Origin of the sequence: Rhodococcus sp. AW25M09 (assembly GCF_000333955.1) — a bacterium.
Classification (GTDB): Bacteria; Actinomycetota; Actinomycetes; order Mycobacteriales; family Mycobacteriaceae; genus Rhodococcoides.
On record NZ_CAPS01000038.1, the window covers coordinates 1 to 14956 of the forward strand.

At 64.8% G+C, this 14956-nt stretch carries 13 protein-coding genes; 6 read left to right on the forward strand and 7 right to left on the reverse strand.

Translation table 11 applies throughout. The annotated features are described in order from the left end of the window. Positions 1-90: 90 nt before the first annotated feature. Positions 91-1098, forward strand: a complete 1008-nt coding sequence (locus tag RHODMAR_RS06680; protein ID WP_042938265.1) for a type IV toxin-antitoxin system AbiEi family antitoxin domain-containing protein — start codon at positions 91-93, stop codon at positions 1096-1098. A gap of 32 nt (positions 1099-1130) precedes the next feature. Here the strand turns inward: RHODMAR_RS06680 and RHODMAR_RS06685 are convergent, their stop codons facing one another. Genes RHODMAR_RS06685 through RHODMAR_RS06695 form a run of 3 tightly spaced genes read right to left on the reverse strand, consistent with a single transcriptional unit; the run spans position 1131 to position 4044 of the window. Continuing rightward, positions 1131-1841, reverse strand: coding sequence for a type 1 glutamine amidotransferase (locus tag RHODMAR_RS06685; protein WP_008712673.1), 711 nt, complete (start codon positions 1839-1841; stop codon positions 1131-1133). Next, complete coding sequence (locus RHODMAR_RS06690; RefSeq protein ID WP_042938267.1) at positions 1834-3096, reverse strand: Mur ligase family protein; 1263 nt, start codon at positions 3094-3096, stop codon at positions 1834-1836. Before RHODMAR_RS06690 ends, RHODMAR_RS06685 begins: the two co-directional genes overlap by 8 nt. Positions 3097-3138: 42 nt before the next feature. Continuing rightward, a complete protein-coding gene (locus tag RHODMAR_RS06695; RefSeq protein ID WP_008712679.1) occupies positions 3139-4044 on the reverse strand; it encodes an EamA family transporter in 906 nt (301 codons plus the stop codon). 72 nt (positions 4045-4116) lie between these two features. Between RHODMAR_RS06695 and RHODMAR_RS06700 the strand changes: the two genes are divergently transcribed. Next, on the forward strand, positions 4117-5019 hold the full coding sequence (locus RHODMAR_RS06700) for a LysR family transcriptional regulator (RefSeq protein WP_008712681.1): 903 nt from the start codon (positions 4117-4119) through the stop codon (positions 5017-5019). Here RHODMAR_RS06700 and RHODMAR_RS06705 read toward each other — a convergent pair. Next, entirely contained in the window at positions 4997-5374 is a 378-nt protein-coding gene (locus RHODMAR_RS06705) for an SHOCT domain-containing protein (RefSeq protein ID WP_198289409.1), read from the reverse strand. The genes RHODMAR_RS06700 and RHODMAR_RS06705 overlap by 23 nt on opposite strands. 175 nt (positions 5375-5549) lie before the next feature. On the opposite strand from RHODMAR_RS06705, the gene RHODMAR_RS28160 reads away from it, so the two are divergent. Further along, on the forward strand, positions 5550-5726 hold the full coding sequence (locus RHODMAR_RS28160) for a hypothetical protein (protein WP_008712683.1): 177 nt from the start codon (positions 5550-5552) through the stop codon (positions 5724-5726). 64 nt (positions 5727-5790) lie between these two features. Here RHODMAR_RS28160 and leuA read toward each other — a convergent pair whose 3' ends face one another. Together leuA and RHODMAR_RS06715 are read right to left on the reverse strand one after the other, a co-directional pair. Next, positions 5791-7602, reverse strand: a complete 1812-nt coding sequence (leuA, locus tag RHODMAR_RS06710) for a 2-isopropylmalate synthase (RefSeq protein WP_008712685.1) — start codon at positions 7600-7602, stop codon at positions 5791-5793. Between the two features lie 151 nt (positions 7603-7753). After that, on the reverse strand, positions 7754-9430 hold the full coding sequence (locus RHODMAR_RS06715; RefSeq protein ID WP_042938271.1) for an FUSC family protein: 1677 nt from the start codon (positions 9428-9430) through the stop codon (positions 7754-7756). A gap of 158 nt (positions 9431-9588) precedes the next feature. On the opposite strand from RHODMAR_RS06715, the gene RHODMAR_RS06720 reads away from it, so the two are divergent. Further along, the gene (locus RHODMAR_RS06720; RefSeq protein WP_008712691.1) at positions 9589-10854 is read left to right on the forward strand and encodes an aspartate kinase; all 1266 of its coding nucleotides are present in this window, start codon (positions 9589-9591) and stop codon (positions 10852-10854) included. 2 nt (positions 10855-10856) lie between these two features. Continuing rightward, positions 10857-11879 (forward strand): aspartate-semialdehyde dehydrogenase, encoded by a 1023-nt coding sequence (locus RHODMAR_RS06725; RefSeq protein ID WP_008712693.1) that lies wholly within the window; start codon positions 10857-10859, stop codon positions 11877-11879. A gap of 55 nt (positions 11880-11934) precedes the next feature. Here the strand turns inward: RHODMAR_RS06725 and RHODMAR_RS06730 are convergent, their stop codons facing one another. Further along, positions 11935-13005 carry an ABC transporter ATP-binding protein gene (locus tag RHODMAR_RS06730; RefSeq protein WP_008712695.1) on the reverse strand — a complete coding sequence of 357 codons (1071 nt, stop codon included), beginning with the start codon at positions 13003-13005 and terminating at the stop codon, positions 11935-11937. Positions 13006-13122: 117 nt separating this feature from the next. Here RHODMAR_RS06730 and RHODMAR_RS06735 point away from each other — a divergent pair, with 117 nt between their 5' ends. Beyond that, entirely contained in the window at positions 13123-14934 is a 1812-nt protein-coding gene (locus RHODMAR_RS06735; RefSeq protein ID WP_008712697.1) for a multicopper oxidase family protein, read from the forward strand. Positions 14935-14956: the final 22 nt, after the last annotated feature.

Genomic DNA, 14956 nt, shown 5'->3' on the forward strand with positions numbered 1-14956 from the left:
AGGAGTCGAATTTCCACTCACGACCCGCGTCCATCCACAGCCTGTGGATAGATTCTGACGCAGTCATCGCAAACCGAGCATCCTCAGTCCATGGGGACGAGACCAGCGGGAAACTGGCAGAAGCTGCTCGACGCTCAGCATGGAATCATCACCACCAAGCAGATGTACGAGAACGGCGTCAACAAGGATTCGATCGACCATTGCGTGGAAACCGGGCAGTGGCTGAGAGTGTTTCGTGGAGTCATATCGGTGACGAACGGGCCGCTGACACGCGAGATGCAGCTGTCGGCAGCGTTGCTGTACGCGGGGCGGGGAGCGCTGCTCAGTCACACCACTGCTGCCGAGGAGTGGGGATTCGTTCCTCGCGGGGACGGTCCGGTGCACGTAACCGTCCCTTACGGGTGCTCGGCAATCAGTAGGCCACCGACAGTGCGGCACGCCAAGCAGAACTTCACTTCGGAAAGCAATGAACAAATCCATCCCGGCGTGATCGTGCACCGTTCCCGAGCCATGGTGCACATCGGTGTCGAGACGAATCCGGCACGCACGAGCACCGTCGACACAGTCCTCGACCTCGCAGTCGCAGAGCCGACGTCGGGGCAGGCGACGATCACGTTGGTCTCGGCCATGTCGTCGGGTGGAGTGAACGTTGCGGCAATGACACGCAAGATCGAAGCTCGGCGACCGATGCGCTACTTGAAACCTATTCTGCACACCCTGGCATTGATGCGCGACGGGGTTCATTCCCCACTCGAGCACCGGTACGTTCTCGATGTCGAGCAGGCGCACGGTCTTCCGACCGGGCAGCGCCAGGCCCCGGTGTTCGTCGACGGCCGGCAGCTCTTCGAGGACATTCGCTACGAGATCTGCGACCTCATTGTCAGGCTGGACGGCCAGGCTTTCCACTCCGCCAAGCAACGACGCTTTCGCGACCGTAGACGGGACAATGCCGCGGAGCTGCGGAACCTGCCGCGGCTGGTGTACGGCTGGCACGAAGTGACCCAGGACCCGTGCGGCGTGTACGGCGAGGTCCGCGAGGTGCTGGTGAAAGAGGGATGGACCGACGCGTCGTACTCGTGCGAGCGGTGCCCCTTGTGAGTGGCAATTCGTAGTGGGCTACGAAGTTTCATTCACGTGCGGCGAAGCCGCTCCTTGCGCAACTGCGCCACCTCGGGCAGCTCGAGTGGAGCGAGAGTGGTTCCCAATGCCCGCTCGAGCAAGTAGTCGGCAAGCTCCGGGTTTCGCGCGAGGACCGGCCCGTGCATGTAGGTGCCCAGCACAGAACCCTGTACGACGCCTTCTCGTCCGTCGCCGACACCGTTACCCACTCCGTGAGTGACCTTGGCCAGTGGGGACGCGTCCAGGCCGAGTGTTGTTCCGCCGCGGTGGTTCTCGAATCCGGTGAGCTTCTGGGTGAGGCCCTCGAGCGCGGGTTCGGTGACGACCTCGCCGATGGACCGGGTGGCCTGCGGCGCGGTGGTGACGTCGAACAGCGAGATGCCGTCGACGCGTTCGCCTGCGGAGGTCTCGTACCAGTGGCCGAGTACCTGGATCGCCGCGCAGATGGCGAGCACCGGCGCGCCGCGAGCTGCGGCGTTCTGCAGGCCCGGGTATCGGGTGAGATGACGCGTCGCCAGGCGCTGAGCCGAATCCTCGGCTCCACCAAGGGTGTACACGTCGAGTGAGTCGGGAACCGGATCGCTGAGGGTGATTTGCACGACCTCGGCGTCGATATCTCGCATGCGCAGCCGCTGCCGCAGAATGAGCGCATTGCCGTTGTCGCCGTAAGTGCCCATCACGTCGGGCAGGACGAGGCCGATGCGGACGGTGGACTCAGACATCTTTCGCCTCCCGGGCCAGTGCGCGTCCGAGGTCGCGGAACGCGGTGTAGTTGGCGAGTACCTCGACGCGTCCGGGCGGGCAGGATGCAATGGCCTGCAACGGATCTGCGATGGTGGTGTGCTGCGAGCCCGCGTAGAGCAGGCGTACCCCGAGGTCGGTCGCACGTTCGCCGGCGGCGACGACGGCGACATTCTCGAAATGCTCGAACCGAACGTCCCACAGCCACGACAGATCCTCGCCGTCCGGGACCTGACCGTTGACGGCGATGACGAGACCGTCGCAGGTGGGGTCGATCATCGACAGCGCCTCCTGCCAACCGGCGGGGTTCTTGGCGAGAAGCATTCTGACGGAATGAGATCCATACTGAACGGTGGAGTAGCGCCCGGCCACCTCGTCGACGCTCGACGCGGCCGCGACGGCGTCCTCGGGCGTCGCACCCAGGGTCACCGCGGCAGCAACCGCTTGAGCTGCGTTGCCGCGGTTGGCTTTTCCGGGCAGCGCCAGTTTCATCGGCAGAACGAGTCCGTCGGGGCCGTAGAGGTTCTCGTCGTCGAGCCACCAGTCCGGCGTGGGACGCTTGAAGTCGCTGCCGGTGCTGTACCAGTGCTCGCCCTCCCACAGGATGGGTTCGCCGGTGCGGGGGCAGCTGACCGAGTCGCCTGCCCACCCGCCACCCGCCGCGACCCATACGACGTTCGGGGCGTCGAATGCGGCCGAGGTGACCAGGACGTCGTCGCAGTTGGCGATGACCACGGTCTCGGGATGCCGGGCGAGTCCTGCACGTAGCTTGCGCTCGATCATGTTGATCTCGCCCACGCGGTCGAGCTGATCGCGACTGAGGTTGAGTAGCACGATCGCAGTCGGGTCCACGGCGTCGGAGACGTGTGGGACGTGCAGTTCGTCGACCTCGAGGGCGGCCAGAGGAGAGTCGAAGTGCGCGTGCAGCGCGGCGACGATGCCGGCATCCATGTTGGCACCGTCGGCCTGAGTGGCCACGTCGCCCAGGGTGGCCAGCGCGGCGGCCGTCATTCTGGTGGTGGTGGATTTGCCGTTGGTGCCGGTGACGATGACGGTGCGCCGATTCCGGCCCAGCTCGCCGAGGATGTTCGGATCGATCTTGAGTGCGACGAGGCCGCCGATCATCGAGCCCTTGCCTCGGCCCGCCTTGCGAGACGCCCAGGTCGCCAGCTCTGCCGCGCGCAGAGCCACGCGGCCACGTGCGCCGATACGTCTGCGCTCACCCACTTCAACCATCCGCCGAGTCTGGCACAACCGGCGGGACTGTTTCATCCCGACTCAGACGGGTGCGGCCTCCAACACCGGCGTCGCGCCGCGCGGGCGGCGGACGACCATGCCGCCCAGACATCCACCGATCACGACGACACCGCCGATCAGCGCGAACACGGACGGATTCTCGCCCAGGAAGATCCAGGCACCGGCGATGCCGACGACGGGAACCAGCAACGAGAACGGCGCGACTACGCCCGCGGGGTTACGGCTCATCAGAATGCTCCACAGGCCGCTTCCGATGATCGTGGCCGGAATCACGATGTACGCCAAGGCGACCAGACCGGGCCAGCCCTGCGCACCGAACGAGTCGGTGAGGGCATGCCATCCGGTGCTCGGTCCCTCGAATATCGCGGACAGCCCCAGCATCGGTATCGGCGGCACAACGGTCATCCACAGCATCAGCTTCATCGGCGATTCGGACTTGGCCAGTCGGTTTCCCAGATTGCCGAACGCCCAGCCGAGTCCGGCGAGGAGAGTCAGGATGACCGGGAGCAGCGTGGCGTTGTGTGCGCGGTCCCAGCCGATCAGCACCATGCCGAACACGGCAATTCCGATGCCGATCGCTTGCCTGCGGGTCACGTGCTCACGCAGCAGGATGGCCCCGAGCACGACGGTGAACGGGGCGGACGACTGCAGCACCAGCGACGCCAATCCGGTGGGCATGCCGGCCGCCATCGCCGCGAACAGGAAGGCGAACTGCAGGAAGCCGAAGCCGAATCCGTAGAGCAGCAGCCACTTGAGTGGCACCTTCGGTCGCGGGACGAACAGTACGACTGGAATGGCGATGACCAGGAAGCGCAAGGCACCGAAGAAGAACGGCGGAAAATGGTCGAGTCCGACGCGTATTGCGAGAAAGTTGAGCCCCCACAGCACGGCGACGGTCAATCCGAGGAGGCGGTCGCGAGTGGTCATGTCGTCAATGGTGACTTCTAGGATTGATCAGCACAATCGAATATATCCGCATCAACAGTTAAGATTTACTGCATGAATGTGGAGCGGCTCCGGATCCTCGGAGAACTCGCCGACCGCGGAACCGTCGCCGCTGTTGCCGAAGCGATGTCGATGACCCCGTCGGCGGTCTCTCAGCAACTCAAGCTCTTGGCTCGGGAAGCCGGGGTCACTCTCCTCGAACCCGACGGCCGACGGCTTCGGCTCACCGACGCAGGTCGCGCATTGGTGCTGCGAACCGACGACGTGCTCGCTGCCCTCGCCCGGGCCACCGCAGAGATGGATCGCTATCGGGCGTCCCCGCGGGGACGGGTGAGAGTCGCCCTGTTCCCGTCCGGTGCTGCGCTACTCCTCCCTGGATTGTTGACTCGGCTGGCGGACTCGGGCGTCGACATCGATGCCCGTGACGAAGACCTGCCGGCGTCCTCGGTGCCCGAACTGCTCGCGGACTACGACGTCGTACTCACTCACCGGGACGAGCGCGCGCCGTCGACCGCGGGCCCGCGGATCGAGGTGACGACGCTGATGCGCGAACCCATCGACCTGGTCATGCCACCCGATCATGCTCTGGCGCATCATGACACGGTGGACCTGCGGGAATTGACGGACGAGCGATGGATCAGTGTTCGCGGCGGATTTCCGGTCGACGACGTGCTGCTTTCGGTGGCCGCCGCCACCGGCGTCGAGCCGCGAGTTATACAGCGCGTGAACGACTTTCGCGTTACCGAAACCCTCGTTGCCGCGGGCCATGGCGTCGCATTGATGCCGCGCTATGCGGTCGTACATCCCGGTCTGGTGCGCCGTGAACTGTCCGGTGTCCGGGCCGGACGCATCTACGAGCTTGCGACCAGGCCCGACGCGGGCCGGTTGCCGGCCAACGCCGCTGTTCTGGATGCGTTCCGAGCAGAAGCGGAGTTCAGGACAGCGCTTTGGCCTTGAGCGTGGCGAACTCGTTCTGATCGATGGTTCCGTTGTCCAGCAACGCCTTTGCGTGAGCGATCTCCTCGGACGCAGAATGGCCGGCGACGTGTTTGATGTACTCCTCCTGCTGGTCCTTCGCGTGCTGCACCGCTGCGACCTGTCGCTTGGCCATGTTGCTGCCATTGGCGATCAGATAGATCAGCGCGGTGAGGAACGGTGCGACGATCAGGAAGAACACCCACACGGCTTTGGCGACTCCGGATGTCTTGTGATCACGGAAGAGGTCTCCGATGATCGAAAACATCACCATGAGATAGGCCACGAACGCGAATCCGACGATGAGAAGCCAGAGGAAATCCCAGAAAGAGTTCATAGCAAACTTCCATTTCATTGTGTGCCCCGACGGCACCGATATTGTTGCATGGCACACATCGACTCGGGGTTGAACCTCGTCGAGTCGAAGTGAATATAGCGCGCGGGTTTCCCTTCGTCGACTACTGAGTTAGCGTTGGTAACGATTCTGATCGACGAAAGCCGGGAGAGATGCGATGAAGTTAGCTGCGGGAAGCGTCATCTACACCGTGTTGATGTTTGTATTTTTTATGCTGCTCAACGACGAGCCCTGGTGGAAATCACTGCTCGGCGCGGTTGGTGCCGGAGCGTTGTTCACTCTGCTGATGTGGTTCTACATGCGCCGCGCTCCGACCACCACAGTGCATCGATAGCCCTCACATGCGAAAAGCCGCTCATCCGATGCACGGATGAGCGGCTTTTCGTCGCGTAGGAAACCTACTTCAGCGCGCGGTTCACAGCCGAGACCACAGCACGCAGCGAGGCGGTGGTGATCGACGTCGCGATTCCGACGCCCCAGACAGTGGTGGCAACGCCGGCAGGCGAGGTCACCGAGGCTTCGACGTACGCTGCGGCCTGGGCGTCGTCGCCCGCGGACATGGCGTGCTCGGAGTAGTCGAGGACACTGACGTCGTACCCGATGGTCGACAGGGCATCGACGAAGGACGCGAGGGGACCGTTGCCGGATCCGGAGATCTCCTGCTCGACGCCGTCGACCTTGACCGTCGCGGTGATCGAGTCGGTGCCGCCATCGTGCTCGGCTGCGACGACCGACTGCTTGATGCGCTCGAGCGGACGGATCGGCGTCAGGTACTCCTCGGCGAAGACGTCCCACATCTCCTTGGGCGAGACCTCGCCGCCCTCACCGTCGGTGATGCGCTGGACGGACTGGGAGAATTCGATCTGCAGGCGACGCGGCAGGTTCAGTCCGTGATCGGACTTCATGATGTACGCGACGCCACCCTTGCCGGACTGCGAGTTGACGCGAATGACGGCCTCGTAGGTGCGACCGACGTCCTTGGGGTCGATGGGCAGGTACGGAACCTGCCAGGTGACGTCACCGATGTCGGTATTCAGTTCGTCCGCAGTGACTTTCATCGCGTCCAGGCCCTTGTTGATGGCGTCCTGGTGGCTGCCGGAGAAGGCGGTGTAGACCAGATCGCCGCCGTAGGGGTGACGCTCGGCGACGGGAAGTTGGTTGCAGTACTCCACTGTTCGACGAACCTCGTCGATGTTGGAGAAGTCGATCTGCGGGTCGACGCCACGGGTGAACAGGTTCAGCCCGAGGGTGACCAAGCAGACATTGCCGGTGCGCTCACCGTTGCCGAACAGGCAGCCCTCGATCCGATCTGCGCCGGCCTGGTAGCCGAGTTCTGCTGCGGCAACGCCGGTTCCGCGGTCGTTGTGCGGGTGCAGTGACAGTACGAGGCTGTCGCGGCGGTCGAGGTTGCGGCTCATCCACTCGATCGAGTCGGCGTAGACGTTGGGCGTCGCCATCTCGACGGTGGCCGGCAGGTTCAGAATCAGCGGCTTGTCGGGTGTGGGATCGATGATTGCGGTGACCGCGTCGCACACCTCTTTGGCGTACGAGAGTTCGGTGCCGGTGTAGGACTCGGGGGAGTACTCGTAGCGCCAGTCGGTATCGGGGAACTTGGCTGCCTCTTCGAGGACCTTGCTGGCACCGTCGGTGGCGATCTTCTTGATGACGTCACGATCGGCCCTGAACACCACTCGGCGCTGCAGGATCGACGTCGAATTGTAGAAGTGCACGATGACGCTGCGGGCACCTTCGCAGGCGACGAAGGTGCGCTCGATCAGCTCGGGTCGGCACTGTGTCAGCACCTGGATGGTGACGTCGTCGGGGATTGCGCCGTCTTCGATGATCTCGCGAACGAAGTCGAAGTCGGTCTGGCTGGCCGACGGGAAGCCGACCTCGATCTGCTTGTATCCCATTCGAACCAGCAGATCGAACATGCGGCGTTTGCGGGCCGGGCTCATCGGGTCGATCAACGCCTGGTTGCCGTCGCGCAGATCCACCGCGCACCATTGCGGCGTCCGGTCGATGATCTTGTCCGGCCACGTGCGGTCGGGGAGGGTGACGGCTTCCACTTCCTCGGCGAACGGCCGATAGCGGAACGTGGGCATCGAGGAGTTCTTCTGGGTGTTCCAGGCGGGCTGGTCGCTGGGCGCGGGCCGCGAGGGCGGTGTGATGGTGCGAGTTCCCGAGGTGAATGCGTCGGCTGGTGACATGGTCTTCGTCTCTCCATACAGATCAGAGCAATGTGTTCGACCGGCGCAACGAACCCCGCGACGGGAAGCCAGTCTGGTCTCAGACCCCGTCGCGGCTGTTAAGAAGGAGAGCTCGCAGCATGTGCCGAGTGTACTACCGCAGACAGAGGGCTCACCCCAGGGTTGGCGACTCCGATTTTTCGGTGATTGCGTCGACTCTGCGCTGCCAACGATCGATGTCGTCCATTCGGTCGACATCGGTGACGGTCCAACAGTGGGCGAGCAGTTCGTATCCGAGGTGATCGACTTCGGCATGTCGAGTCCACACTCGATGCGCCCAGCGTCGATTGTTGTGCGCCGCTTCGGCACCCGCGAGCGCCGAGCCGACCAACTCGAACTGCACGTCGCGTCGTAGCGTCAGACTGCGTGCTGCAGAGACATTTTCGGTACGCAGCACCGTCAGCAATTCTGCGGTGAGGCGGAGAACCCGACCGTCCGACCACCGCAACGCACGTCGAAACGCCCCCGGCAACAGCAGCCACAACGCCGCAAAAGCAAGCGCGACTCCCACGCCCGTTTCGACGACCCGGTCGACGACGATGCCCTCGAGCGCCGCCCCGGGATGGGTGAGCGTGCCCATCAGCAAGGCCAGCGGGGTGATGAACGTGACGGCCAACCCATAGTTTCGGGCAATCGAGACCTCGATCGCGAACTGCAACATCATCAACACCACGATGACGGCCAGGCCGGTCAGCGGCGAGAGATACACGGCCGAGAACAACGCCACTCCGGCGAGGGTCCCGCCGAGCCGCTGCAACCCCCGGTAGGTGCCGTGCACGCGATCGGGGCCCTGCTGCAGCACCAGGACCGCGCCGAGTATCGCCCAGTCCGGTCGGCTCAGATCCAGCGCGACGCTGATGGCACCAGCGGCCGCGGCTGCGCAGAAGACCCGAATCGCCGTGGATGCCGCATGGGAATCCCGATGCAGTGAGCGTCGCAACCGATATACGACGCCGGGCCGGGCCAGGGGCAACTGATCCGACACCGAGTCGACCACCTGATCCGGATCGGCACCCTTCGCGGTGGCAGCCGCAAACTCCAGATGCGCCTCGAACAACCTCTGCACCAGTACCGGCCGAGATGTCAGCTGCACGAGACCGGCGTCGTACACCGCAGCCCAGGCCGCGTGCAGACGTGCCGCCGCCGCGTGACGATCGGCCGCGGATGGCGTCGGCGAGCTCGTGAATTTTTCGACCGACCCCACAGCGGCCCCGACGGCCTCGCGCTCGGGGCCCCGCGGATCCCACAACACGCCGGACATCGCCACCACCAGCGCCGACGCGACGCCGATGCCGGCGCAGACGGCTCCACGGGCCGCGCTGATCTCGGCACCGGGAAGGTAGGACGACACTGCGCACACCAGTACGAAAAAGAAGGCCCCGGGAGGCCCGAATCGCAGTGCGGCGACGACATAGCTCGCGACGAGGGCAATGAGTGAGAGCACGGCGACCGGGACCAGTTGTGACCAGCCGGTCCCGCCGAGGTCGAGGGCCACCCGGCCGGCCGACGCGCCGAGCCACACCGAGGCCACCAAAGCGCCACCTGCGACGAGCACGACCCACCACCGCGAACGGTACGGCCTGGCCTCGCCATAGATGACGGCGAAGCTGCCCGAGACCACCAACAGCGCCTCGGTATGGAAACCGAGAACCCACGCCACGATCGCGGGAACGCCGAACGCGAGCGCCGATCGCACGCCACCTGGCCAGCGACGGCCGACGGCGGGGAGCCCGAAGAGGACTCGCAGGCCTCTCGGGGGCGGGGGCGGTCGGTGTTCGGGAACGGTCACCCGATCATCGTAGGACAGGCGTATCCGCAGGCGGGACGCCCTAAAGTCCCAGCTCGGAGCTACCCGGGCCACGGCGCAGGGCACCAACTCGGTAAGGTGGCCCGGAACAAACTCCCGACAATCTTCCGATAGTTGGCTATCCAGCGGAGGTAATACGCGTGGCTCTGATCGTCCAGAAGTACGGTGGATCGTCGGTGGGGACCGCCGAACGTATCCGACGCGTCGCTGAACGAATCGTCGAGACCAAGAAGGCAGGCAACGACGTCGTCGTAGTCGTGTCGGCCATGGGCGATACCACCGACGAACTGCTCGACCTGGCCCAGCAGGTGTGCCCGGCCCCGCCGGCTCGCGAGATGGACATGCTGCTCACCTCGGGTGAACGCATCTCCAACGCGTTGGTCGCGATGGCGATCCACTCGCTCGGTGCCGAGGCTCGGTCGTTCACGGGATCGCAGGCCGGCGTCGTCACCACCGGCGTGCACGGCAACGCCAAGATCATCGACGTCACCCCCGGCCGAGTGCGCAGCGCACTCGACGAGGGCTCGATCGTGCTCGTCGCCGGATTCCAGGGCGTCAGCCAGGACAGCAAGGACGTCACCACGCTCGGCCGCGGCGGCTCGGACACCACCGCCGTTGCACTCGCCGCAGCGTTGAACGCCGACGTCTGCGAGATCTACACCGACGTCGACGGCATCTTCACCGCCGATCCGCGCATCGTGCCCAACGCCCGTCACCTCGACACCGTCTCGTTCGAGGAGATGCTCGAGATGGCGGCCTGCGGCGCGAAGGTACTGATGCTGCGCTGCGTCGAATATGCCCGTCGCTACAACGTTCCCGTACACGTTCGCTCGTCGTACACCACGAAACCCGGAACGATCGTCTCCGGATCTATGGAGGACATTCCAGTGGAAGAAGCAATTCTCACCGGCGTCGCACACGATCGCAGCGAGGCGAAGGTCACCGTCGTCGGACTGCCCGATACCCCGGGCTACGCAGCCAAGATCTTCCGCGCTGTCGCAGATTCCGAGATCAACATCGACATGGTGCTGCAGAACGTGTCCAAGATCGACACCGGCAAGACCGACATCACGTTCACCTGCCCCAAGGCCGACGGCCCGACGGCAGTGGAGAAGCTCACCAAGCTGCAGGCCGAAATCGGCTTCGCGCAGGTGCTCTACGACGATCACATCGGCAAGGTCTCTCTCGTCGGTGCCGGTATGAAGAGCCACCCCGGCGTCACCGCGACGTTCTGTGAGGCCCTCGCCGACGCCGGCATCAACATCGATCTGATCAGCACGTCGGAGATCCGTATTTCGGTGCTGTGCAGCGACACTCAGCTCGACGAAGCGGTGCGCGCGCTACACGCCGCCTTCGATCTCGGCGGCGACGAAGAAGCCGTCGTACACGCAGGAACAGGACGATAACCATGACCACAGTTGCAGTCGTAGGAGCCACCGGCCAGGTCGGTGCCGTCATGCGAACCCTGTTGGAGGAGCGTAACTTTCCCGCCGACACCGTTCGATTCTTCGCTTCCGCCCGGTCGGCCGGCAAGAAGCTGCCGTTCCGGGGCGAGGAGATCATCGTCGAGGACGCCTCCACCGCGGACTTGGCCGGAATCGATATCGCACTGTTCTCGGCGGGTGCCACGCTCTCGCGGGAACAGGCACCGCGATTCGTGGAAGCAGGCGCGACCGTCATCGACAACTCGTCGGCGTTCCGCAAGGACTCCGACGTGCCGCTGGTGGTCAGCGAGGTGAACCCCGAGGCAGCGAAGAACCCGCCCCGCGGCATCATCGCCAACCCCAACTGCACCACGATGGCCGCAATGCCGGTACTCAAGGTGCTGCACGACGAGGCAGGCCTACAGCGACTGATCATCTCGAGCTACCAGGCCGTCTCCGGTAGCGGGCTCGCCGGAGTCGAGGAACTGGCGACCCAGGCGCGCGCCGTCATCGGCGACGCCGAAAAGCTGGTGCACGACGGTTCCTCGGTGGAGTTCCCGGCCCCGAACAAGTACGTCGCACCCATCGCCTTCAACGTCCTGCCCATGGCAGGTGCGTTGGTGGACGACGGATCCGGCGAAACCGACGAGGACCAGAAGCTGCGCAACGAATCGCGCAAGATTCTCGGACTGCCGGACCTGTTGGTCAGCGGCACCTGCGTGCGCGTTCCGGTGTTCACCGGTCACTCGCTGTCGATCAACGCCGAATTCGCCAACCCGCTCTCGGTGGAGCGGGCCCGCGAACTGCTGGCATCGGCACCCGGGGTCACCTTGGTCGACGTGCCCACGCCGCTCGAAGCCGCAGGCAAGGACGACTCCTTGGTGGGCCGCATTCGCCAGGACCCGGGCGTTCCCGAGGGCCGCGGACTGGCGCTGTTCGTCTCGGGCGACAACCTGCGCAAGGGTGCTGCACTCAACACGATTCAGATCGCCGAGCTGCTGGCCTGAGGTCGTGCGCCTTTTGCATACCTCCAGGGGTGCAAAAGGCGCACGACAAGGGTGGTCAGTTCAGCCGAAGACCGTCGGCGGACGCGTCGAAGATGTGCGCATGAGCGTCGTCGATGCGCACGTGGACGCGGTCACCCTTCTCGGGTGGGCTGCGCCAATCGGCCCGAGCGACGATGCTCTCGCTCCGGCCGTTGATGTCCGCCCGCCCGAATACGAACGCCTCCGAACCGAGTTCCTCGACGACATCGATCTCGAGAGCGATACCGCTGTCGGCGATCTCGATGTGCTCGGGCCGAATGCCGAACATCACTTCGGTGGCGGAGCCGAGAGCCTGGCGAGGCACCGGAATCACCTGATCGGCCAGGTGGACGCCGCCATCGGTGACCGGAGCGCGGAACAAGTTCATCGAGGGTGATCCCATGAACCCGGCAACGAACGCATTGACCGGGGCGCGGTACAGCTCGCGCGGGGTAGCGCATTGCTGCAGCACACCACCTTTGAGTACAGCGACGCGATCACCCATCGTCATGGCCTCGACCTGATCGTGGGTGACGTAGACGGTGGTGGTGCCCAACCGTCGCTGCAGCTGAGCGATCTGCGTCCGCGTCTGTACCCTCAGTTTCGCGTCCAGGTTGGACAGCGGCTCGTCCATCAGGAACACCTGGGGTTGCCGAACGATGGCCCGACCCATCGCCACTCGCTGACGCTGGCCACCGGAGAGAGCCTTGGGCTTACGGTCGAGGTACGGCTCCAAGTCCAGCAGCTTCGCGGCCTCCTCGACCCGAGTGCGGATGTCTTCCTTGCTCGCCTTGGCCAGCTTGAGCGCGAATCCCATGTTCTCCGCGACGGTCATGTGCGGGTACAGCGCGTAGTTCTGGAAGACCATCGCGATGTCGCGATCCTTGGGCTCGGAGTTGGTGACGTCCTTGCCGCCGATGAGGATGCGACCGGAATTGACCTCTTCGAGGCCCGCGAGCATGCGCAGGGACGTCGACTTGCCGCAGCCGGAGGGGCCGACCAGAACGAGGAACTCACCGTCCTCGATGTGCAGGTCGAGCTCGTTCACCGCGGGGGTGTCGGAGCCGGGGAACAGCCTGGTCGTGCGCTCGAACGTGATTGTTGCCATGACGAAATAGATCCCTCCACCGGCAGGAACGTGCCGGACGATCCGAGTGTGGGGTGTCGGCGGAAGCCGGCCAGCACATAGTATGGGCCCAATCACAATCAGGAGAGAGGTGGCCCGGTGAGCGGTGCTGTGTCCAGACGAACCGCCCTGCGGGGGCTCGCGATGGCCGCGGCGGCCGCCGGTGCTGCTGCACTTCCGGTGGCGTCGACGACACGTCGGGCGCTGGCCGACGACTTCCTTCGCGGGCAGAGCCCCCTGTTGTTCCATTCACCGCCGCTGACGCCGTTTCGCGACGAACTGCCCCGGTTGCCGTTGCTCACCGGCACGGAGATCACGCTCGACGCGCACAGCTCCACCCATGCGTTCCACGCCGATCTGCGACCCGGTCCCACCTTCGGGTACGGCGAATGCGAGTACCTCGGCCCCACGATCGAGTCGCAGAAGGGGCAAGCCTGGACGCTGAAGTACTCGAACACCACCGCGGGCAATCCACTCGCCGCCGACATCGACACCTCGCTGCACGGCATGAGCGAGATGGATCGCACGATGACACCGACGACTCTGCACATGCACGGCAGCATCACCCCACCGGAGAGCGACGGGCACTCCGAGATGCTGGTGCGTCCCGGTGAATCGATGACGCACAACTTCCCGGGGCTCAACGATGCCGCGGGCCTGTGGTACCACGACCACGCCATGTCGATGACCCGTATCAACGTCTATGCGGGCCTGCTCGGTATGAGTTTGGTGCGAGATCGTTGGGACACCGGCACTTCCGACAACGCGCTCGGTTTGCCCTCGGGTGAGTTCGAATTGCCGCTGGTGCTCCAGGAAAAAATCATGAATCCCGACGGCAGCATGAGCATCCGCTCCAACGTCACTGTGCCGCAGGGTAAGTGGGAAGGCGGCGGCACCGGCGACGTGGGCGTCGTCAACGGCAAGATCTGGCCGACGATGGAAGTCGCCCGGGGCATGTACCGGCTGCGTGTGGTCAACGCGGGCTCCTACAGCGTGTGGAACCTGTTCTTCACCAACAAGTTACGTTTCTGGGTCATCGGGAACGACGGCGGATTGCTCGACGCTCCGGTGGAGGTCACCAGCATTCGACTCGCGCCGGCCGAGCGCGCAGACATTCTCGTCGACTTCGGCGCTGTCGAAGCCGGGGCTCTCGTCGAGTTGCTCAACGACGAGCCGCCACCGGCTCAGGCTGCATCGCTCGGTGCGGTACCGATGCCGATGTTCTGCCAGTTCCGCGTCGCGTCCGGGGCGGGCTTCCGGGGCGGTATGCCGTCGTTGCTCCGCGGAGGAAAGGGCCAGCCGGATCTGTTGCCGCCGTTGCCGACCCCCACGTTCACGCGAACAGTCACGGTCAATCAGCCGTCCGGTGGACTCAACCTGGACATGACGTTGATGAACCTCAACAACCTGCGGTATTCGGACCCGGATATCGAGATGCCCAAGCAGGGCACCGTGGAGATGTGGAACATCGTCAATACGACGGTGGAGCCGCACCCGATTCACTTGCACCTGGCCCATTTCCGGACTCTGGGACGCATCCCGATCGACCTCGCCGCGTACCAACGCGACTTCCCCAGGCCCACGTTCGGTACCAGGTGGGCCCCGCCGGTGGAGAAGTTCCTCACCGGTCCATCGGCGGCGCCGGCTACGTGGGAAGCCGGCTGGAAAGACACCGTCAACACGTACCCGGGCACCGTCACGCAGATCCTCGTGCGATTCCCGACGGCCGACGAGCTCGGCTTCGACCCCGACGCCACGTTCGCAGGCCCGGCCGCGCACCACGGGGGTCACGAGATGGACGGCCACGACATGGGCGGGTCGAGCGAGCTGCAGGGGTACATGTGGCACTGCCACATGCTCGATCACGAGGACCACGAAATGATGCTGCGGTACCGCACCGTCGCTCCGTGACAGGAACTTGTCGGTGGGTGGG

Excerpts from the sequence above, each read along its gene's own strand:
- RHODMAR_RS06730 (WP_008712695.1), bottom strand. The coding sequence starts at position 13,005 with ATGGCAACAATCACGTTCGAGCGCACGACCAGGCTGTTCCCCGGCTCC.
- RHODMAR_RS06700 (WP_008712681.1), top strand. The coding sequence starts at position 4,117 with ATGAATGTGGAGCGGCTCCGGATCCTCGGAGAACTCGCCGACCGCGGA.
- RHODMAR_RS06705 (WP_198289409.1), bottom strand. The coding sequence starts at position 5,374 with ATGAACTCTTTCTGGGATTTCCTCTGGCTTCTCATCGTCGGATTCGCG.
- RHODMAR_RS06725 (WP_008712693.1), top strand. The coding sequence starts at position 10,857 with ATGACCACAGTTGCAGTCGTAGGAGCCACCGGCCAGGTCGGTGCCGTC.
- RHODMAR_RS06690 (WP_042938267.1), bottom strand. The coding sequence starts at position 3,096 with ATGGTTGAAGTGGGTGAGCGCAGACGTATCGGCGCACGTGGCCGCGTG.
- RHODMAR_RS06680 (WP_042938265.1), top strand. The coding sequence starts at position 91 with ATGGGGACGAGACCAGCGGGAAACTGGCAGAAGCTGCTCGACGCTCAG.
- RHODMAR_RS06685 (WP_008712673.1), bottom strand. The coding sequence starts at position 1,841 with ATGTCTGAGTCCACCGTCCGCATCGGCCTCGTCCTGCCCGACGTGATG.
- RHODMAR_RS06695 (WP_008712679.1), bottom strand. The coding sequence starts at position 4,044 with ATGACCACTCGCGACCGCCTCCTCGGATTGACCGTCGCCGTGCTGTGG.
- leuA (WP_008712685.1), bottom strand. The coding sequence starts at position 7,602 with ATGTCACCAGCCGACGCATTCACCTCGGGAACTCGCACCATCACACCG.
- RHODMAR_RS28160 (WP_008712683.1), top strand. The coding sequence starts at position 5,550 with ATGAAGTTAGCTGCGGGAAGCGTCATCTACACCGTGTTGATGTTTGTA.